This window comes from Streptomyces niveiscabiei (assembly GCF_033794345.1).
GTDB classification, from domain to species: Bacteria; Actinomycetota; Actinomycetes; order Streptomycetales; family Streptomycetaceae; genus Streptomyces; species Streptomyces niveiscabiei.
The window spans coordinates 201,723-221,970 of the sequence record NZ_JARAYJ010000005.1; the positions used below are offsets into that span (position 1 = coordinate 201,723).

At 70.0% G+C, this 20,248-nt stretch carries 19 protein-coding genes; 13 read left to right on the forward strand and 6 right to left on the reverse strand.

From position 1 onward, the window contains the following. Positions 1–18 precede the first annotated feature (18 nt). On the reverse strand, positions 19–474 hold the full coding sequence (locus PV682_RS09135) for a hypothetical protein (protein ID WP_319725951.1): 456 nt from the start codon (positions 472–474) through the stop codon (positions 19–21). Between the two features lie 235 nt (positions 475–709). On the opposite strand from PV682_RS09135, the gene PV682_RS09140 reads away from it, so the two are divergent. The 5 genes from PV682_RS09140 (at position 710) to PV682_RS09160 (ending at position 6,794) form a co-directional block, all read left to right on the forward strand. Further along, complete coding sequence (locus tag PV682_RS09140) at positions 710–1,903, forward strand: argininosuccinate synthase (protein WP_319725954.1); 1,194 nt, start codon at positions 710–712, stop codon at positions 1,901–1,903. Between the two features lie 80 nt (positions 1,904–1,983). After that, positions 1,984–3,414, forward strand: a complete 1,431-nt coding sequence (argH, locus tag PV682_RS09145; RefSeq protein WP_319725956.1) for an argininosuccinate lyase — start codon at positions 1,984–1,986, stop codon at positions 3,412–3,414. Positions 3,415–3,685: 271 nt separating this feature from the next. Beyond that, positions 3,686–4,633 (forward strand): aldo/keto reductase, encoded by a 948-nt coding sequence (locus tag PV682_RS09150; protein WP_319725959.1) that lies wholly within the window; start codon positions 3,686–3,688, stop codon positions 4,631–4,633. Between the two features lie 89 nt (positions 4,634–4,722). Then, positions 4,723–5,274, forward strand: a complete 552-nt coding sequence (locus PV682_RS09155) for a TetR/AcrR family transcriptional regulator (protein ID WP_319725961.1) — start codon at positions 4,723–4,725, stop codon at positions 5,272–5,274. After that, positions 5,271–6,794 (forward strand): MFS transporter, encoded by a 1,524-nt coding sequence (locus tag PV682_RS09160; protein ID WP_319725964.1) that lies wholly within the window; start codon positions 5,271–5,273, stop codon positions 6,792–6,794. The genes PV682_RS09155 and PV682_RS09160 overlap by 4 nt, the downstream gene beginning before the upstream one ends. An 85-nt stretch (positions 6,795–6,879) precedes the next feature. On the opposite strand, the gene PV682_RS09165 is transcribed toward PV682_RS09160, so the two are convergent. Beyond that, positions 6,880–7,551 (reverse strand): lysophospholipid acyltransferase family protein, encoded by a 672-nt coding sequence (locus PV682_RS09165; protein WP_319726295.1) that lies wholly within the window; start codon positions 7,549–7,551, stop codon positions 6,880–6,882. Positions 7,552–7,773: 222 nt separating this feature from the next. Here PV682_RS09165 and PV682_RS09170 point away from each other — a divergent pair, with 222 nt between their 5' ends. Further along, the gene (locus tag PV682_RS09170) at positions 7,774–8,931 is read left to right on the forward strand and encodes a glycerophosphodiester phosphodiesterase (RefSeq protein WP_319725966.1); all 1,158 of its coding nucleotides are present in this window, start codon (positions 7,774–7,776) and stop codon (positions 8,929–8,931) included. 109 nt (positions 8,932–9,040) lie between these two features. Next, positions 9,041–9,538, forward strand: a complete 498-nt coding sequence (locus tag PV682_RS09175) for a GNAT family N-acetyltransferase (RefSeq protein WP_319726297.1) — start codon at positions 9,041–9,043, stop codon at positions 9,536–9,538. Here the strand turns inward: PV682_RS09175 and PV682_RS09180 are convergent. Both PV682_RS09180 and PV682_RS09185 read right to left on the reverse strand, forming a co-directional pair. Next, positions 9,528–9,953, reverse strand: a complete 426-nt coding sequence (locus PV682_RS09180; RefSeq protein ID WP_319725968.1) for a hypothetical protein — start codon at positions 9,951–9,953, stop codon at positions 9,528–9,530. The two genes, PV682_RS09175 and PV682_RS09180, sit on opposite strands and share 11 nt — an antisense overlap. Further along, positions 9,934–10,293, reverse strand: a complete 360-nt coding sequence (locus PV682_RS09185) for a hypothetical protein (RefSeq protein ID WP_112472430.1) — start codon at positions 10,291–10,293, stop codon at positions 9,934–9,936. The genes PV682_RS09180 and PV682_RS09185 overlap by 20 nt, the downstream gene beginning before the upstream one ends. A 370-nt stretch (positions 10,294–10,663) precedes the next feature. Here PV682_RS09185 and PV682_RS09190 point away from each other — a divergent pair, with 370 nt between their 5' ends. From PV682_RS09190 to cbiE, 6 genes are all read left to right on the forward strand, one after another. Continuing rightward, the gene (locus tag PV682_RS09190; protein ID WP_319725971.1) at positions 10,664–11,698 is read left to right on the forward strand and encodes a methionine ABC transporter ATP-binding protein; all 1,035 of its coding nucleotides are present in this window, start codon (positions 10,664–10,666) and stop codon (positions 11,696–11,698) included. Beyond that, entirely contained in the window at positions 11,695–12,414 is a 720-nt protein-coding gene (locus PV682_RS09195; protein WP_319725973.1) for a methionine ABC transporter permease, read from the forward strand. The genes PV682_RS09190 and PV682_RS09195 overlap by 4 nt, the downstream gene beginning before the upstream one ends. Before the next feature lie 69 nt (positions 12,415–12,483). After that, on the forward strand, positions 12,484–13,320 hold the full coding sequence (locus PV682_RS09200; RefSeq protein WP_319725975.1) for a MetQ/NlpA family ABC transporter substrate-binding protein: 837 nt from the start codon (positions 12,484–12,486) through the stop codon (positions 13,318–13,320). Between the two features lie 25 nt (positions 13,321–13,345). Then, a complete protein-coding gene (locus PV682_RS09205; protein WP_407705627.1) occupies positions 13,346–14,161 on the forward strand; it encodes a MetQ/NlpA family ABC transporter substrate-binding protein in 816 nt (271 codons plus the stop codon). Positions 14,162–14,253: 92 nt separating this feature from the next. Then, positions 14,254–14,892, forward strand: coding sequence for a GNAT family N-acetyltransferase (locus PV682_RS09210; RefSeq protein WP_319725977.1), 639 nt, complete (start codon positions 14,254–14,256; stop codon positions 14,890–14,892). An 82-nt stretch (positions 14,893–14,974) separates the two neighbouring features. Further along, a complete protein-coding gene (gene cbiE, locus PV682_RS09215) occupies positions 14,975–16,174 on the forward strand; it encodes a precorrin-6y C5,15-methyltransferase (decarboxylating) subunit CbiE (RefSeq protein WP_319725979.1) in 1,200 nt (399 codons plus the stop codon). A gap of 321 nt (positions 16,175–16,495) precedes the next feature. On the opposite strand, the gene PV682_RS09220 is transcribed toward cbiE, so the two are convergent. Both PV682_RS09220 and PV682_RS44285 read right to left on the reverse strand, forming a co-directional pair. Then, positions 16,496–18,214, reverse strand: a complete 1,719-nt coding sequence (locus tag PV682_RS09220) for a hypothetical protein (RefSeq protein ID WP_407705629.1) — start codon at positions 18,212–18,214, stop codon at positions 16,496–16,498. Then, positions 18,215–18,466 carry a hypothetical protein gene (locus PV682_RS44285; protein WP_407705630.1) on the reverse strand — a complete coding sequence of 84 codons (252 nt, stop codon included), beginning with the start codon at positions 18,464–18,466 and terminating at the stop codon, positions 18,215–18,217. It lies immediately after the preceding gene. Positions 18,467–20,248 lie beyond the last annotated feature (1,782 nt).

Sequence of the window (20,248 nt, forward strand, 5' to 3'; positions counted from 1 at the left end):
CCACTGCGTCCTGTCACGTCACTGGTTGACCGTGCAGGGCGCGAGCGCGTCGAGGCCGACCGGCTTCACACCCTGTCGCCCGATGGCCGTGGCGATGCGGTTGATGGTGGCGACGCGCTTGTCCTTGAGCGGGCCGACGATCGCGTTCTGGACGAAGTTCGGGCCGCCCTGACCGACCGTCTTGACGATCCGCTCGTTGGCTTCGTTGATCTGCGTCTGGAGAAGCTGGAGGTTGCGGGTGACCTCGGCCTGCGCGGACGCGGGGATGTTCGCGGGGAGCTGCGAGGCGACGTCCGGGCAGGAGACTGTCCCTGGGCTCGCCGCGAGCGTCTTGGCGTTCGTCGCGTTGTTGTCGGACGAGTCCTGCCCGGCGAGGGCGGTACCCGCGATGACGGCGCCGGAGAGCACGACCGCGGCGGCGCCGCCGATGAGGCCGACGCGACGCTTGTTGTACTTGGGGAGAGCCCTGGACATGGAGATGCCTCACTTGGGTCAGGAAGTGGGTGTTCAACGCGGCGCCTGCGTTCGTCGGGAAGTACGAGCAAGCGGTTGCCGTTGTTCAACGTCTCCTCAAACGCACCTCAAGAGATCTTCACAGCCGGGTCGGGTGAGTGAACGCACACAGGTGCCCCTCGGACCCCAGATTGACGAACCATGCAGAGTTCTGCATACTCATGCATGTCAGCGAATGCACTGTGAGGAGAAACCCGTGACCGAGCGCGTCGTACTCGCCTACTCAGGCGGATTGGACACCTCCGTCGCCATCGGCTGGATCGCCGAGGAGACGGGCGCCGAGGTCATCGCCGTCGCGGTCGACGTCGGCCAGGGCGGCGAGGACCTGGACGTCATCCGCAAGCGCGCCCTCGCGTGCGGCGCCGTCGAGGCCGAAGTGGCCGACGCGAAGGACGAGTTCGCCGAGGAGTACTGCCTCCCCGCGATCAAGGCCAACGCCCTCTACATGGACCGCTACCCGCTGGTCTCCGCGCTCTCCCGGCCGACCATCGTCAAGCACCTCGTCGCCGCCGCCCAGAAGCACGGCGCCACCACGGTCGCCCACGGCTGCACCGGCAAGGGCAACGACCAGGTCCGCTTCGAGGCCGGCATCGTCGCCCTCGCCCCCGACCTCAAGTGCATCGCCCCGGTCCGCGACTACGCGATGACCCGTGACAAGGCGATCGCGTTCTGCGAGGAGAAGAACCTCCCGATCGCGACCACCAAGAAGTCCCCCTACTCCATCGACCAGAACGTCTTCGGGCGCGCGGTCGAGACGGGCTTCCTGGAGGACATCTGGAACGCCCCGATCGAGGACATCTACGAGTACACCCAGAACCCGGCCGTCGCCCGCGACGCCGACGAGGTGATCATCTCCTTCAAGGCGGGCGTCCCGGTCGCCATCGACGGCAAGCCCGTCACCGTCCTCCAGGCCATCCAGCAGCTCAACGAGCGCGCCGGCGCCCAGGGCATCGGCCGGATCGACATGGTCGAGGACCGGCTCGTCGGCATCAAGTCCCGCGAGGTGTACGAGGCTCCGGGCGCGATCGCCCTCATCACGGCCCACCAGGAGCTGGAGAACGTCACCGTCGAGCGCGAACTCGCCCGCTACAAGCGGCAGGTCGAGCAGCGCTGGGGCGAACTGGTCTACGACGGCCAGTGGTTCTCCCCGCTCAAGCGCGCCCTGGACGGCTTCATCGACGAGGCCAGCCAGCACGTCAACGGCGACATCCGGATGACCCTCCACGGTGGCCGCGCCGTCGTCACGGGCCGCCGCTCCGACACCTCCCTCTACGACTTCAACCTGGCGACGTACGACACGGGCGACTCGTTCGACCAGGCCGCCGCCAAGGGCTTCATCGACATCTACAGCCTGTCGTCGAAGATCGCGGCCAAGCGCGACCTGGCCTAACCGATAGCGTGACAACCGCCTCCCCGCGCACACGCGTTGGGGAGGCGGTGGCACATCATCAGCTTTGAGGAGCAAGTGCAGTGAGCAGCAACAGCGGTGACGTACGGCTCTGGGGCGGCCGTTTCGCCGACGGTCCCGCCGAGGCCCTGGCGAAGCTGTCCGCGTCCGTCCACTTCGACTGGCGTCTGGCGCCCTACGACATCGCCGGCTCCCGCGCCCACGCGCGCGTCCTGCACAAGGCGGGCCTCCTCACGGCGGACGAACTCACGCGCATGATCGCCGGGCTGGACCAGCTGGAGGCCGACGTGGCGTCCGGCGAGTTCGTCGGCACGATCGCCGACGAGGACGTCCACACCGCCCTGGAGCGCGGCCTCCTGGAGCGCCTCGGCCCCGACCTCGGCGGCAAGCTCCGCGCGGGCCGCTCCCGCAACGACCAGGTCGCGACGCTCTTCCGCATGTACCTCCGCGACCACGCCCGCGTCCTCGGCGGCCTCATCGCCGACCTCCAGGACGCGCTGATCGCCCTCGCGGAGGCCCACCCCGACGTCGCGATGCCCGGCCGCACGCACCTCCAGCACGCCCAGCCGGTCCTCTTCGCCCACCACCTGCTGGCCCACGTCCAGCCCCTCACCCGCGACGCCGAGCGCCTGCGCCAGTGGGACGCCCGTACGGCCGTCTCCCCGTACGGCTCCGGCGCCCTCGCCGGCAGCAGCCTCGGCCTCGACCCCGAGTCGGTCGCGGCGGACCTCGGCTTCGAGCACGGCAGCGCCGGCAACTCCATCGACGGCACGGCGTCCCGCGACTTCGTCGCCGAGTTCGCCTTCATCACGGCGATGATCGGCGTCAACCTCTCCCGGATCGCCGAGGAGATCATCATCTGGAACACGAAGGAGTTCTCCTTCGTCACCCTCCACGACGCGTTCTCCACGGGCTCGTCGATCATGCCGCAGAAGAAGAACCCGGACATCGCGGAACTGGCCCGAGGCAAATCAGGCCGCCTGATCGGCAACCTGACGGGTCTCCTGGCCACCCTGAAGGCCCTCCCCCTGGCCTACAACCGAGACCTCCAGGAAGACAAGGAACCGGTCTTCGACTCCTGCGACCAACTGGAGATCCTCCTCCCCGCCTTCACGGGCATGATCGCCACCCTCACGATCCACCGCGACCGCATGGAGGCCCTCGCCCCCGCAGGCTTCTCCCTGGCCACGGACATCGCCGAATGGCTGGTCAAACAGGGCGTCCCCTTCCGCGTAGCCCACGAAGTGGCCGGCGAGTGCGTCAAGCTCGCAGAATCCCAATCAAAGGAACTAAACGACCTCACCGACGAAGAATTCACCAAAATCTCCCCCCACCTCACCCCCGAGGTCCGCACCGTCCTCAACGTCCCCGGAGCCCTGGCCTCCCGCAACGGCCGAGGCGGCACAGCCCCCAGCGCGGTAGCGATCCAACTGGCAGAGCTCAAGTCAGACGTGGCAGAGCAACACAACTGGGCAGAGGCCAAAAACAAGTAACCCCGCAACGGAAGCACCCCGGAAACGAAACCGGAGTCCTGAAGGGGGGAAGGGCCGAAGGCTCCTTCCCCCCTTCAGGGGCGCGGGGAACTGCGCGCTCAACCAAAGACCACCCGCACCCGCCCGCGAACCGAGCCCCCACCCCCGTAGGCGAAGGGGGTCGAAGGGGCACAGCCCCTTCAGGATGGGAAGGGTAGGGGCGGCGGGGGCGATCCAATCCCCACAGAGTTACGTTGGCGGAGCCAGAACACCTCTGCGAACAGGACCCCACATGCGTCTGACCACCCTCCCCACCCCCCGCCTCGGCCTCGGCCTGGCCGCTGTGGGCCGCCCCGGCTACATCAACCTCGGCCGGGACCGGGACCTGGGTGAGGACAGAAGCGTCGACGCCCTGAGGACCCGCACGCACGCCCTCCTCACCGCAGCCCACACCGCCGGCATCCGCTACCTGGACGCGGCCCGCTCGTACGGCAGGTCGGAGGAGTTCCTGGCGACCTGGCTGGACGAGAACCCGCGGATCGACGACGTGGCCGTGGGCAGCAAATGGGGCTACACGTACACGGCGGACTGGACGACGACCGCGGAGAAGCACGAGGTCAAGGACCACTCGCTCCAGACGTACGACCGCCAGCGCACGGAGACGGCGGCCCTCCTGGGCGACCGCCTGGACCTGTACCAGATCCACTCGGTCACCCCGGACAGCCCGGCCCTGACGGACAGGGCCCTGCACGAGCGGCTGGCCGAGTCCGGCACCCCCGTAGGCTTCTCGACGAGCGGCCCCGCCCAGCCGGCCGCGATCAGAGCGGCCCTGGCGATCACGGTCGCCGGAAAACCCCTGTTCAGCACGGTCCAGTCGACGTACAACGTGCTGGAGACGTCGGCGGCCGAGGCCCTCGCGGAGGCGCACGCGGCCGGCCTCACGGTGATCGTGAAGGAGGGCATGGCGAACGGCCGCCTCGCGGGCGACGAGGCCCCCCAGCCCGTACGGAAGATCGCGGAGGAGACCGGCGTGGGCCCGGACGCGATTGCCCTGGCCTGGATCCTGGCCCAGCCCTGGACCGGCTTCGCCCTCTCGGGCGCGGCGACGACGGCCCAGCTCACGGCGAACCTGAAGGCCGAGAAGGTCACCCTGGACGACGAGCGGAAGGCGGCGCTGGCGACCCTCGCGGAACCCCCGGCGACGTACTGGGCGACCCGCGGCGCCCTGCCCTGGCACTGACCCCCGCGAACCTCTCCACGCACAGGAAGCCATGAGACGACCACGCCCCCAATGAGACATGAACGTCTCAAATGGGCTATGATCGTCTCATGGCCGTCGACCGTGACCACGTACTGCGCACCGCCGCAGCCCTCCTGACCCGCAAGGCCACCGCCACGATGGACGAGGTGGCGAAAGCGGCCGGCATCGGCAGAGCGACCCTGCACCGCCACTTCGCGGGCCGCGACGCACTGATCCGCGCCCTGGAGGCGCACGGCATCGAGGAGTGCGAGACCGCGCTGGACGCGGCACGGCTCGACGAGGGGACCGCGCAGGACGCCCTGCGCCGCCTGGTCCGCGAACTCGAACCCTCCGCCGCCCTGATGGCGTTCCTCTACACGGAGAACCAGCTCTTCGAGGGCGAGGGCCTGAACGAGGGCTGGGCGCGGATCGACGAACGGGTCGCGGCGCTGTTCAGACGCGGCCAACTCGCCGGCGAGTTCCGCATCGACCTCGCCCCCGCCTGGCTGACCGAGGCCCTGTACGGCCTGCTCGGGGCCGCCGCCTGGATGATCCAGTGCGGAAAGGGCGCCCCCAAGGACTTCCACCACATGACCGTCGAGCTGCTGCTCGGCGGCGCGCTGAGGAGAGAGGAATCATGACCAGCACCGTGCGGACGACGGGTACGACGGAGGCGGTGAACCGCCCGGGCCGCTGGCTCGGCCTCGCCGTCCTCGTGCTCGCCGTGCTGCTGGTGGCCGTGGACGCCACCGTCCTCGGCCTCGCGACCCCGTACATCAGCGAGGACCTCAAGCCGTCCGGTACGCAGCTGCTGTGGATCGGTGACGTCTACTCCTTCGTCATCGCCGGACTGCTCGTCTCCATGGGCAGCCTCGGCGACCGCATCGGCCGCAAGCGCATCCTGCTCGTCGGCGCGACCGCGTTCGGCCTGATATCGATCCTCAACGCCTATGCCACGACGCCGGAGTTGATGATCGCGGCCCGCGCGCTGCTGGGCGTGGCCGGCGCGACGCTCATGCCGGCGACCCTCGCCCTGATCCGCAACCTCTTCCCGGACCCCCGCGAACGCAGCCTCGCGGTCGGCATCTGGGGAGCGACCGCCTCCGCCGGTACGGCAGTCGGCCCGATCACCGGCGGCTTCCTCCTCGAACACTTCTGGTGGGGCTCGGTCTTCCTCATCAACCTCCCGGTGATGGCCGCCCTGGTCCTCATCGGCGCGAAACTCCTCCCCGAGTCCCGCAATCCGAACCCCGGCCCCTGGGACCTCCCGAGCGTCCTGCTCTCCCTCGTCGGCATGGTCGCGGTCGTGTACGGCGTGAAGGAGACGGCGGTCCACGGCATCACGCCGGTCACCCTCGCGGTGGCCGCCCTCGGCGCGGCAGCGCTGTACACCTTCGTACGCCGCCAACTCGCCCTCCCCACCCCCCTGTTGGACATGCACCTCTTCCGCGACCAGGGCTTCAGCGGAGCAGTCCTCGCCGACCTCCTGACCATCCTCGGCCTCTCCGGCGTGGTCTTCTTCCTCTCCCAGTACCTCCAACTCGTCCAGAACCGCCGCCCATTGGAAGCGGGCCTGGCCGAACTCCCCGCAGCGATAGGCGCGGTAGCAGCAGGCCTCATCGCCGGCCGAGCGGCCCGCCGCTTCTCGGTACGAGCAGTGGTCTCGGGAGGCCTAGCGGCCATAGGCATCGGCCTGGCAACCCTGACCCAACTCCACACCTCAACGGGCTACCCACTCCTGGGCGCAGCCCTGCTACTGGTGGGCGCAGGAGCAGGCTTCTCCTTCACCGTGACAGCAGACGTCATCCTGTCCTCGGTCCCCAAGGAGCGGGCAGGTTCAGCATCAGCGGTCTCAGAAACGGCGTACGAACTGGGCGCGGCCCTGGGCATCGCGGCCCTGGGCTCGATAGTGACGGGCGTGTACAGAGGCTTCGAGTCCCCGCAAGGCACCCCCGAGGCGGCTCACGAATCCCTGGGAGGCGCGGTAGAAGCAGCGACAACGCTCCCACCCCACACGGCAGAAGCCCTACTGACATCAGCGAGACAGGCCTTCATGGACGGCCTGTCACTGGCGGCGGGAGTAGGAGCGGCGGTCTTGCTGGCAGCGTCGGCGGCGGCGTGGGTGCTGCTACGAGGCCGAAAGCTGGAAGACGCTGGGTGACTATCTGCCGTTTAGGGGCGCGGGGAACTGCGCGAACAACCACAACGCGCCAGTTCCCCGCAACACCACAGAACCTCTACGGCGATTAGGCAGCCTTGGCCTTCGTCGCATACACGTCCACATACTCCTGCCCCGACAACCGCATGACCTCAGCCATCACCGAATCCGTCACCGCCCGCAGCACATACCGGTCCCGCCCCATCCCGTCGTACCGGGAGAACTCCATCGCCTCCCCGAACCGCACGGTCACCTTCCCCATCCGAGGAATCCCCGCACCCCCCGGCTGCAACTTGTCCGTCCCGATCACCGCGAACGGCACCACCGGCGCCCCGGTCATCAGCGTCAGCCGAGCGATCCCGGTCCGCCCCCGGTACAGCCGCCCGTCGGGGGAGCGGGTCCCCTCGGGATAGATCCCGAACACCTTGCCCTCTTCGAGCACCCGCCGCCCGGTCATGAGCGCGGCGACACCCCCACGCCCCCCGTCACGGTCGACGGGGATCATCCCGACCCCCGTGAAGAACCACGCCATGAGGCGCCCCTTGAGGGACGTCCCCGTCACGTACTCGTCCTTCCCGATGAAGAACACCTGCCGATCGCAGACCAGCGGCAGGATCATGGAGTCGATGAACGTGAGGTGATTGCCCGCCAGGATGACAGGCCCGTCCCCCGGAATGTTCTCGACTCCTTCCACCTGCGGCCGGAACCACAGACGCATGACCGGTCCGAGGACTGCCTTAAGGAGCGCGAAGCGGGACAACGGGCCCTCCGATGTCAAGGGATTGTGTATAAGTCCGTGCAGGTAGGCACGTTACTCTCGGCTACCCGGGTGACGCACATCGGGACGCCGAGGTCTTACGCAGTGTTGACACGGGTTTACCTGCGGGACGGCCGCGAAACCCGTTCGTGTTCTCCCGGTAGCCATGTTCACGCCTCTACGATCAGCGCGCACGCACGAGCCGACGACGATAGGGGAGAGCCGATGGCGACGCAGGACGAGGGCACGCGCGGGACCGGTCGGCGCGCACTGCTGGGCGCGGCGGTACTGGGCGCGACGGGAACGGTCATAGGCACGGCGGGTACGGCGAGAGCGGCGAGCACCTCGAAGGGGCACGGCCTCACGTCCCTGCCCGTGCCGACGATCATCGGCCACCGGGGAGCCAGCGGCTACCGCCCCGAGCACACCCTCGGCTCCTACCAGCTCGCCCTGGACATGGGCGCGGACATCGTCGAGGCGGGCGACCTGGTCCCCACGAAGGACGGTCACATCGTCTGCCGCCACGAACCGGAGATCGGCGGCACGACGGACGTCGCCGCGCACCCGGAGTTCAAGGACCGCAAGCGCACGAAGGTCCTGGACGGCGTCACGGTCACCGGCTGGTTCACGGAGGACTTCACGCTGGCGGAGCTGAAGCGGCTGCGCGCGGTCGAGCGCATCCCGGCGAACCGCCCGCACAACACGCTGTACGACGGCCGCTGGGAGATCCCGACCTTCGAGGAGGTCCTGAAGTGGCAGGACGAGCAGACGCGTAAGCGCGGCAAGCAGGTCTGGATCTACCCGGAGACCAAGCACCCCACGTACTTCCGCAAGCTGGGCCTGGGCCTGGAGGAGCGCGTCGCGAAGCTGCTGCGCAAGCACGGCAAGGACCGCCGCGACTCCCCGGTGATCCTCCAGTCCTTCGAGCCGACCAGCATCCAGCGGCTGAACAGGCTCGTCGGCAACCCCCTCGTCGTGCTCCTGGACGCGGCCGAGTCCCGCCCCTGGGACTTCGTCGAGTCCGGCGACCCGCGTACCGTCGCCGACCTGATCACCCCCAAGGGCCTCAAGGAGATCGCCGGGTACGCGCAGGGCATCGGCCCGACCCTCAACCTGATCATCCCGAGGGACGCGGACGGCCGGCTCACGAAGCCGACCACGCTGGTCCGCGACGCGCACCGGGCCGGCCTGATCCTGCACCCCTACACGATGCGCAACGAGAACCCCTTCCTCCCGGCGGAGTACCGCAAGGGCACGGACGCGGACGGGTACGGCGACGTGTTCGGCGCGTACCGCACGTACTTCGCGACCGGCATCGACGGGGTCTTCACCGACAACCCGGACACCGGTGTGCTGGCCCGCGAGGACTTCCGGAACTCGTGACGTCGGGTATGTCACAGCACTACTGAGTGTCCGGGAGGTTGCGACCGGGCGAGCGCGGGGATAGGAGTGGAGAACTACCGACGATCAGATGAGCGGGAGGCGTGCGCACATGGGCATGAGCGTGACCATCTCGGGCGCGACCGAGCAGGATGCCGAGCAGATCTTCAGGCTTCAGTACCTGTGTTTCCAGAGTGAGGCCGCCCTGTACGGCAACTACCGCATCGACCCGCTCGTCCAGTCCCTGGACTCCGTCCGCGAGGAGCTGACCACCGACTGCGTCTTCGTAGCCCGCCTGGGCGAGGAAGTGGTCGGCTCCGTCCGGGGCCACATCACGGACGACGGCGCGGCCTCGATCGGCAAACTCTGCGTCCACCCCCGCCTCCAGGGCCACGGCATCGGCGCGAGGCTCCTGCGAGCGGCCGAAGCGGCCCTGGCGGAGGAGCGCGGCGCCAAGAAGTTCCGCCTCCACACAGGCCACCGCAGCGAGGGCAACCTCCGCCTCTACCGCAAGGTCGGCTACGAAACGGTAGGCACCTCGGAGGGCACGGACGGCGTCCCGATGATCGTCCTGGAGAAGCAGGCCACCGCGTACGCCGCTACCGCGTGACGGCGGGCGCCTTCCTCAGCCAGTACAGGGCGGACAGCGGAAGCAGCACCGGGATGAACACGTACCCCATCCCGTAGTCCGACCACACGGTCGAGTCCGGGAACGCCGACGGCTCCACCAGCGTCCACGTCCCCACGATCAGCACCCCCGCGAGTTCGGCGGCGCAGCACACCTGCGCCGCCTTGCGGGCCGCCTCCCCGCCGCGCACGAGCGAGTACGTGATGAACCCGTACACGACCCCGGCGACGGCGGACAGGGAGTACGCGAGCGGCGCCCGGTCGAACTCCGTGGCGATCTGGTAGACGGACCGCGACACCGCGCCGACGACCATCACCCCGTAGAACCAGACGAGCAGCAGACCCGGCCCGCTGATCAACCGGCGTCCCCCCACGGCGTCAGCCTCCCCAGATGTCATAGAGCCGCACCTCCAGCACCGCCAGCACGACGCCACTCGCCGCGACCGTCACCGACCCCCACCGCGTCCGCTCGGCCAGCGACATGAACGCGGCGGCGGGCACACACGCGAAGGCCCCCAGCAGATAGGCGACGAAGATCGTCGTCCCCTGATCCGGCTTGTCCCCGCGCGCGAGCTGCACGATCCCGACGACGAGCTGGACGACCGCCAGCACCGTCACCACGGCCATCCCGATGAAGTGCCAGTCCTTGGTCGGCTGATCTCGGTACGCCGCCCAGCCGCACCACGCGGCGAGCAGCAGCGCGGCGACGGACGTCACCACGGTGAGGGCAACAAGCATGCGGCGACCCTATTACGCCGGTATCAACCCCCCGACGCCGGGCTCGCCCCCACGGTGTCCACGACTGTCCAACATACGGACAGCCCACTCCCGGTCAGCACCATACGTCTGCTTTACTGATCGCATGACCACGACGAGCAGCCGCACCCTTGCGACCGAGGCGACCATGACGCCCGGTGCTCGTTGTCTGTGTCGAATGCGCGCCTTCTAGAGGGCCCCCGCACCACCCCCTGCGCTCGCGCCCCCGAAGCGAGCCGCGCCGCCGCGCCCCACCTCCGTACGGAACCGTCCGCACGTGACCTCGCGCGCCCGCCCCCCTCTCGTACCGGGGCACACCCACGCCCCCGTACTCGACAGTGACGGAAACCCAGTGATCACCACATCGGGCCTGACCAAGGTCTACCGCACCCGCGGCCGAGAGGTCACCGCCCTCGACGGCGTCGATCTGCACGTCCGCGAAGGCGAGGTGTACGGCGTCATCGGCCAGTCCGGCGCCGGAAAGTCCTCGCTGATCCGCTGCGTCAACCTCCTGGAGCGCCCCACCGCCGGGACGGTCACCGTGGACGGCCGGGACCTCACCGCCCTCGCGGGCCGCGGCCCCCGCGCCGGCAAGGAGCTGCGCCGGGCACGCAGCCGTATCGGCATGGTGTTCCAGCACTTCAACCTGCTCTCCTCACGGACCGTCCAGGACAACGTGGAACTCCCGCTGGAGATCCTCGGTGTCAACGGCAAGGCGCGCGAGGCGAAGGCCCTCGAACTCCTCGACCTCGTCGGGCTCGCCGACAAGGCGAAGGCGTACCCGGCGCAGCTCTCCGGCGGCCAGAAGCAGCGCGTCGGCATCGCCCGCGCCCTCGCCGGCGACCCGAAGGTGCTCCTGTCCGACGAGGCGACCAGCGCCCTCGACCCGGAGACGACCCGCTCGATCCTCCAGCTCCTGCGCGACCTGAACCGCCAACTGGGCCTGACGGTCCTGCTGATCACGCACGAGATGGACGTCGTGAAGTCGATCTGCGACTCCGCCGCGCTGATGGAGAACGGTCGGATCGTCGAGTCCGGCACGGTCGGCGAACTCCTCGCGACGCCGGGCTCGGAGCTGGCCGCCGCGCTGTTCCCGGTGAGCGGCGAGCCGACGGGCGACGAGCGGACCGTCGTCGACGTCACCTTCCAGGGCGAGGCCGCCACCCAGCCGGTCATCTCGCAGCTCTCGCGGACCTACAACATCGACATCTCGATCCTGGGCGCGGCCATCGACACCGTCGGCGGCCTCCAGGTCGGCCGGATGCGCATCGAACTGCCCGGCCGGTACGAGGACAACGTGGTGCCCATCGGGTTCCTGCGCGAGCAGGGCCTCCAGATCGACGTCGTGGGCAGCGCGCCCGTACTGGTGAAGGACGGTGCCCAGTGACCTGGTCCGAGATGCAGCCCCTGCTGTCGCAGGCGTGTTGGGACACCCTCTACATGGTCGGCTGGTCCGCCCTCATCGCCGTCGTCGGCGGCCTCCCGCTCGGCATCCTCCTCGTCCTCACCGACCGGGGCGGCCTCCTCCAGAACGTCGTCGCGAACAAGGTCATCGGCCAGATCGTGAACGTCGCCCGCTCGATGCCGTTCATCATCCTGATGGTCGCGCTCATGAACTTCACCCGCACGATCACCGGTACGACGATCGGCCGCGAGGCGGCGATCGTGCCCCTGGCGATCGGCGCCATCCCGTTCTTCGCGCGCCTCGTCGAGACGGCCGTCCGCGAGGTGGACGGCGGGCTCGTGGAGGCCGTGCAGTCGATGGGCGGCAACACCTGGACGATCGTCCGCAAGGTCCTCGTCCCCGAGTCGCTGCCGTCGCTGATCGCGTCGACGACGACCACGGTCGTCGCCCTCATCGGGTACTCGGCGATGGCCGGGACGGTCGGCGCGGGCGGCCTCGGCGACATCGCCATCCGCTACGGCTACCAGCGGTTCGAGACCGAGCTGATGTGGATCACCGTCCTCATCCTCGCGGTCGTCATCTCCGTCATCCAGTTCGCCGGCGACTACGCGGCCCGTTCGCTGCACCGGCGAGGTGGCCGCTCCGGCCCGGCGCCGAAGCTGCGGCTGCTGAAGGCGGCACCGGTCAAGACCGGCTGAATCAACCTCCCAAATTCTTCCCGCACCACCCCTCGCGGGATCGTCACACCCTCAGGAAAGGCACTTTTCGTGCGTAACACCACCAAACTCACCACCGCCGTCCTCGCCGCTGGAGCGCTCACCTTCGCGCTCAGCGCCTGCGGTTCGGACAAGGACAACGCCTCCTCGTCCACCGACTACAGCGGCCCCCTCGTCGTCGCCGCGAGCCCCGTCCCGCACGCCGAGATCCTCAACTACGTCAAGGACAACCTGGCGAAGAAGGCCGGACTCGACCTGGAGGTCAAGGAGTTCCAGGACTACATCGTCCCGAACACCGCGACCGAGGACGGCTCGGTGGGCGCCAACTACTTCCAGAACCAGCCGTACCTCGACGACTTCAACAAGAAGCGCGGCACCCACATCGTGCCCGTCGTCACGGTCCACCTGGAGCCGCTCGGCCTCTACTCCCACAAGGTCAAGAAGGCCGACGAGCTGAAGAGCGGCGCGACGATCGCCGTCCCCAACGACGCGGTCAACGAGGCGCGTGCCCTGAAGCTGCTCGCCGCGAACGGACTCATCACCCTCAAGGACGGCGCCGGCAGCGCGGCGACCCCACAGGACATCGCCAAGAACCCCAAGGACCTCACGTTCAAGGAGGTCGAGGCCGCCCAGACCGCCCGCTCCCTGGACGACGTCGACGCCGCCGTCATCAACGGCAACTACGCCATCGCCGCCGACCTCAAGCCCGCCACCGACGCGATCGTCCTGGAGTCCGCCAAGGACAGCCCGTACGGCAACTTCCTCGCGGTGAAGAAGGGCAACGAGAAGGACCCGCGCGTCGTGAAGCTCGCCAAGCTGCTCACCTCGCCGGAGGTCAAGAAGTTCATCGAGGACAAGTACAAGGGCTCGGTCATCCCGTCCTTCTGACCAGCCCGATCGGGGGAGAACAGACATGCTGCGCAAGGCAGTTGTGACGGTGGCGGCGCTGGCGCTCGGCCTGACGGCGTGCGGGGCCGACAAGAAGGCGGACGCCGATGACGATCGCCTCGTCGTCGGCGCCACCGCCGTCCCCGCCGGGGAAGTCCTGGCGTACATCAAGGACAACCTGGCGAAGAAGGCCGGACTCAAGCTGGAGATACGGGAGTTCACGGACTACGTCCTGCCGAACACCGCGCTCCAGGAAGGCTCGCTGGACGCCAACCTGTACCAGAACCAGCCGTTCCTCGACGAGTTCAACAAGACCAAGGGCACCGACCTGGTCTCCGTCGTCAAGGCGTACCTGCCGCCCATGGGCGTCTACTCGAAGAAGATCGAGGACATCTCGAAGCTCGCCGACGGAGCCACCGTCGCCGTCCCCAACGAGACCACCAACGAGGGCCGCGCCCTCAAGCTCCTCGCCTCCGCAGGGCTCATCACCCTCAAGGCGGACGCCGGTACGACGGCCTCACCGGCCGACATCACCGCCAACCCCAAGAAGCTCGTCATCAAGGAACTGGAACCCGCTCAACTCCCGCGCTCCCTCGACGACGTGACCATCGCCGTCATCAACAACAACTACGCCCAGGACGCGGGCCTCAGCCCCGCCAAGGACGCCAAGTACCTGGAATCGGCCGAGAACAACCCGTACGCCAACCTCCTCGCCGTGAAACGCGGCAACGAGAAGGACCCGCGCGTCCAGAAGCTCGCGAAGCTCCTGACCTCACCCGAAGTGCACACGTTCCTCAAGGACAAGTACCAGGGCTCGGTCCTGCCGGTGACCTCCGGCTGACCCCGTGATGTGCCGCCCGGCCCGCATACTGCATGCTGGGCAGTTCACCAGGGAGCCCACAAGGCTCCCGACGAAGGTTACGGAGCGGCGCAATGACGAGCACCTTCCCCACCATCTCCATCAGCACGGAGCGGTTGGTGCTGCGCCCCCTCGACGAGGACGACGTCCCGGCGCTGACCGCGATGGCGGGCGACGAACAAGTCACCGCCTGGACGTCCGTCCCGCACCCCTTCACCGAGGCCGACGCCCTCCACTGGATCACGGAGTACGCCCCCGCGGAACGCGCCGCGGGCCACGGCCTCGACCTGGCGGTCACGGAATTCCTCACCCAACGCCTGGTGGGCGTGCTCCAACTGACCAGAACCGACTGGCACGTCCGCTCCACCGAGATGTCCTACATCATCGCCCCCTGGGCCCGCGGCGAGGGCTACGCCTCCGAGGCCGCCCTGGCCGCCGCCCAGTGGCTCTTCACCGCTCAGGGCCTGGAACGCATCGAACTCCGCACGGCGGCCGACAACACGGCCTCCCAGCAGGTGGCCCAGAAGATCGGCTGCATCAGCGAAGGCGTACTGCGCAACGCCTCGATAGTCAGAGTCCGCGCCGAGGCCGGCACCTGGACCGAGGCCCGCACCGACTACATCGTCTGGAGCCTCCTCCCCGAGGACCTCGACGGCGCGGGCGACTCCCTGGCGGAGAGCGGCGGCTACACCTCGTACGCCGACTGGAACTGAGCCCGGCAGCCACCCGGCACGACGGGACCAGGTACCCTCACGGAGCCCGCTGCCTGCGTGAATCCCCGGGAGACTGACGACGATGGCCGACCGCGTCACGGTGATCGGCTGGGACGGCTCGCCCCTGAACGCGGCGGCGCGTTCCGCTCTCGCCGCCGCCACGCTCGTCGCGGGGGCCGCACACCATCTGGACCTCCCCGAGGTACCGCCCGGCGCCGAACGCATCCGCCTCGGCAGCGTCGCCCTCGCCGCCCGCCGCATCGCCGGCCACCACCGGGGCACGGCCGTCGTCCTCGCCGACGGCGACCCCGGCTTCTTCGGCGTCGTACGGACCCTGCGCGCACCGGAGTTCGGCCTGGAGGTCGAGGTCGTCCCCGCCGTCTCCTCGGTCGCCGCCGCCTTCGCCCGCGCGGGCATGCCCTGGGACGACGCACAGGTGGTCGTCGCCCACCGCCGCACCCTGCGCCGCGCGGTGAACGTCTGCCGCGCCCACACCAAGGTCGCCGTCCTCACCTCGCCCGGCGCCGGACCCGCCGAACTCGGCCTGCTCCTGGAGGGCGTGCACCGCACGTTCGTCGTCTGCGAGGAACTCGGCACCGAACGCGAGCGCGTGAGCGTCCTGTCGTCCGACAAGGCCGCCGACCGCAGCTGGCGCGACCCCAACGTCGTCATCGCGATCGGCGGCCCGGCTGCGGCGGGCGGCCAGGGCGAGTGGATCGCCGGCCGCGACCCGGCCACCGGGCCACGCGGACACGCGTACGCCGACGGCCGCGGCGAGGGCGAGTCCCAGATGCTGCGCACCGCCCAACTCGCCCGCCTGGGACCGCGCGTGGGCGACCTCGTCTGGGACATCGGCTGCGGCACCGGCGCCTTCGCCACAGAGGCCGCCCGCACAGGCGCCGCCGTCCTCGCCGTCGACCAGGACATCGACGCCTGCGCCCGCACCGACGCGACGGCCCGGCACCTCGGCGTCCAGCTCCAGATCGTCCGGGGCCAGGCCCCGCACGTCCTGGAGAACCTCCCCGAACCCGACGTCGTCCGCGTCGGCGGGGGCGGCCCCGCGGTCGTCTCCGCCGTCGCCGACCGCCGCCCCGAACGCATCGTCACCCACGCCCTCACCCGCGACGCCGCCGAACGCCTCGGCCGTGACCTGACCGAGCACGGCTACCACGTCGAGTGCGCCCTCCTCCAGTCCGTCCAACTCGACACCCGGGCCTGGACGGAGCGCCGCCGCAGCGTCGCGTTCCTGCTCAGCGGGGTTCTCCCGGATCGCGGGCTGTGATCCTGTTGTCGTACTGCGCGCGGTAGGCTGGCCGATCGTCGTACCGCTTTCCGGCGTCCGGCAGTTCATCAGCCAATGTCCGGAAAGCGTGTCCGCTTTGGGCACGTGCGGTACGACACGAACCGGAGGGCCGCGCAACGTGGCGCAGTCCACAGCGGGGCGTCGCGGGGCGACCTGTCGCGCCACGACCATGACCGGGACAATGCCACTGAATGGCTTTGTCGCTTTTTCGGGAGGGTCGTTCGTGCCGCTGGGCGCCGAGGCTCGTTCTTCACAGCGGGGCGGACGGTGCGCCGTTCCGGTGAGCCGGCCGAAGGAGCACTAACCGATGGGCGAGGGGTACGCATGACCGACACCGGCCAGATCCCGGGCGAGGGGCTGCCGGAGAACGCAGGCACGGTGGAGCAGCCGGGCGTCCCCACGCCCCCCGCGTACGCCTACCTCTCCGAGACCCCCGCCGAGGACGAAGACCAACTCCTCCTGCCGGGCGCCCAGAGCGCCTGGGGCAACGAGGTGGCACCCCCCGTACCGGAGCCGGTGGTGGAAACGGTCCACGCGGGCTACGCCCAGCAGGCCGTACCCGGGGTTCAGGACGCGGGGGCTCCTGAAAACGGGATGTACTACGGCGCGGGGTACGGCGCCGGCGAGGGGGGACAGGTGACCGGGGGTCAGGGAAGCGGGGAAGCGGGTGTCGGTGTGTACGGGGGTGGCGAGCCGGTGAGTGCGGGGGAGCAGGGGGACGGTGCGGCTGGTGTTCTTGTTGGTGGGGAACAGGTGAGTGGTGTTCATGAGCCCGGGCCGCATGAGGTCGGGGGGCGGGACACCGGGTCCGTGGATCTCGGTGCTGTGCGGAGGCCGGCGATGAGCCGTCCGCGGCGGACCGCTCCCACGACGCCGATTCCGCCGATCACGCCTCGGCGGCCGTTGCATCTCGGGCCGCCGATTCCGGACGCGTCGGCGAGTCCGGTGCGGTCGCTCGCGGATCGGGGGCCGGCCGACGCGTCGTTGCGGCAGGCGGCGTCCGGGGCGGGCGGGTCCGAGTACCTGGACGCCCAGCCGGGTCACGAGGCTGCTCCGCAGGGGGCGGTGCCGTGGGGGGCGGCGCCTCAGCTTCAGGTGTCGGCGGGGGTGTCGGAGGCGGTGCAGGGGGGCATGGCGGTCGCGTCGGACGTGGAGGGCGTGGCGGTTGTCGCGTCGGACGCCGAGGGCGGGGCGTTGACGGCTTCGGTGTCTCGGGGCGGGGGTGAGGCGCAGGTGGTGGAGAGCTCGGCGCAGTTGCTGGCTGAGCCGGGGACTCAGGGGGGTTCGGCTCAGGGGTTGGCCGAGCCGGGGGCTCGGGAGGGTTCGGCTCAGGGGCTGGTGCGGGCGGAATCTCTGGTGGAGGGGGTGGCTCAGGGGCTGGTTCAGTCCGAGGGGCAGGGCGAGGGGGCGGCTCAGGGTGAGGCGCTGACTCAGGCCGGGGGCGCGGGCGGGAGTGGGTTTGCGGACCAGGGCGGGGTTGTGGCTGGGGGTGCGCACCAGGCCGGGGACGCGGTTGAGGGCGCGGCTCAGTCTGAGGGTGCGGACCAGGCCGGGATCGCGGCTGAAGGTTCTGAGCGGGCCGGGGTTGTGACTGAGGGCGCGGGCGAGTCTCAGGGCGCGGGCCAGGGCGGGGGCGCGGCTGAGGTTGAGGCTGGAGTCGCCGGCCAGGCTGATGGTTCGGGCCAGGCCGACGCTGTCGGTCAGCCTGAGGGTGCGCACCGGCTCGGGGCTGCGGAGCAGTCCGGTGAGGCGGGCCAGGTTGAGGGTGCAGGCCAGCCCGAGGGAGCCGGTCAGGCTGAGGGTGCGGAGCAGCTTGAAGGTGCCGAGCAGGCTGGGGTTTTGGGTGAGGCTGAGGGGATGAGCAACGCCGGGGTGTCGGCGCAGGCCGAGGCGTCGGTGGGTGCTGTGGGTTCGGGGCAGTCTGAGTTGCCGGGTGAGGCTGGGGTCTCTGGGCCTGAGGGCGTTGCTGCTCAGTCGGGTGAGGCTGAAGCGGCGCTGGGGGCGGGGGATTTGGTGCATTCAGGGGCGCTGGAGCAGGGCGGGGTTTCTGCTTCTGGGGGAGTTGCGGCGCAGGCCGGGGTGTTGGGGGAGGGCGGTGCTTCTGGGCAGGCCGGGGATTCCGGTGCCGGGCAGGGCGTGGTTCAGCCCGGCGTGCCGGGGCACGCGGAGTCGGTGGCCGAGGGCGGTGTTTCTGACGCCGAGGGAGCTGCGGCGCAGGCCGGGGATTCTGTCGCCGGAGAGGGCGTGGTTCAGTCCGGCGCGCCGGGGCACTCTGAGTCCTCGGTAGAGGTCGGTGTCTCTGATGCCGGGCAAGTTGCCGCGCAGGCTGGGGGGTCGGTGCAGCCCGTGGCGGCGGTGCAGGCCGGAGTCTCTGACTCCGAGCAGGCTGAGGCCCAGCAGGGGACGCCGGTTAACCCTGAGACGTTGGGTCAGGCCGAGGTCTCAGGTTCCGAGCAGAGCGTGGCTCAGCAGGGGGCGCCGAACGACTTCGAGACGTCGGCTCAGCCTGGGGGTTCCACTTCCGAGCAGGGCGCGGTCCAGGAGGGGGCGCCGAGCGACTCCGAGACGTCGGCTCAGCCCGGGGGTTCCACTTCCGAGCAGGGCGAGGTTCAGCAGGGGGCGCCGAACCACTCCGAGGTGTCGGCTCACCCCGAGGGTGCCGCTTCCGAAGGAGCGGGGCAGCAGGGCGGGGCCGAGGTGTCTGCTCATGCGGGTGCTCAGGGTCAGTCCGAGGGCGTGGTTCAGCACGGTGGGGCCCAGGAGTCCACTCAGCCGGAGACTTTGGATCAGTCCGGGGGTGCGGTTCAGCCGGGCGGACCCGAGGTGTCTGCTCAGTCCGAGGGCGCGGACCAGGTCGCGGCGGAGTCCGCCACCTCGGGCCAACCCGAGGCATCGGCTCAGCCCGACGCCGCTCAGCCCGGTACTGCGGGCCAGCCCGAAACCTCGGAACAGGCCGAGGCTTCCACGCCACAGCAAGTCGTGGTCCAGCAGGCCGAGTCGGAGACGTCGGCCCAGCCGGAGACCTCGGAACAGCCGGAACAGGATGCGGCGCAGCCCGCTGCCTCCGCTCAGCCCGAGGCGTCCACTCAGCCGGAAACTTCAGGCCGGCCCGAGGCGCAGGAGCAAGCGGCGGGAACCCTCGCCACCGACCAGGTCACGGCGCAGCCCAGCACTCCCGGTCAGCCCGACGCAGCAGCCCACCCCAACACTGCGGGCCAGCCTGAAGCATTGGCTCAGCCCGAAATCGCGGCTCAGCCTGAAATCGCGGCCCAGCTCGAAACCGCGGCCCAGTCCGAAGGAGCACCCGAGCCCGAGGCGGCAGCCCAGCCCGAGGCATCGGCTCACCTCGGGGCAGCAGCCCAGCCCGACGTAACAGCCCAGCCCGGTACTGCCACTCAGCCCAGCGCTGCGGCCCAGCCCGATGCCGCCGCTCAGCCCAGCACCGCGAACCAGCCCGGTACTGCGTCCCAGCCCGAAACACCGGAACACGCCGAGGTGTCCACTCCCGACCAGTCCACAGCGCAGCCCAACACCCCCGGTCAGCCCGAGGCGTCCGCTCAGCCCGAGCCGTCAGGCGCCCCCGCTGCTTCGGCCCAGCCCGACACACCGGAGCAGCCCGCACCCCCCGCTCCCGAGCGAACCGCCGAGCAGCCCACCGCCCCCACCCACCCCGGCGTCCCCGCGCAGCCCGACCCGTCGGACCAGCTGGAGGCCCTCGCCTCGAAGCAGCCCGAGCCCCACTCGGCCACGCCGGAAACCCCCGCCCCATCGGCAGACCCCGGCACGCCTACCCCCGAACAACTCGCCGCCCACCCCGACCCCTCGGGCCAAGCCGCACCCCCCGCCCCCGAGCGAACCGCACCCCAGCCCGGCCCACGAGCCCGCGCCCGTGCCAGAGCGAGGGCGAAGAACAGCACGCCACCCCCGGTGGAAGCACCACCCCAGACGGAAACACCCCACCACCCCGACGCCTCCCCCCACCCCCAGACGGCCCAGCCCGAGGCACTCGCCCCGGCCCAGCCCACCCCCCAGGAGCCAACCGACACAACCCCC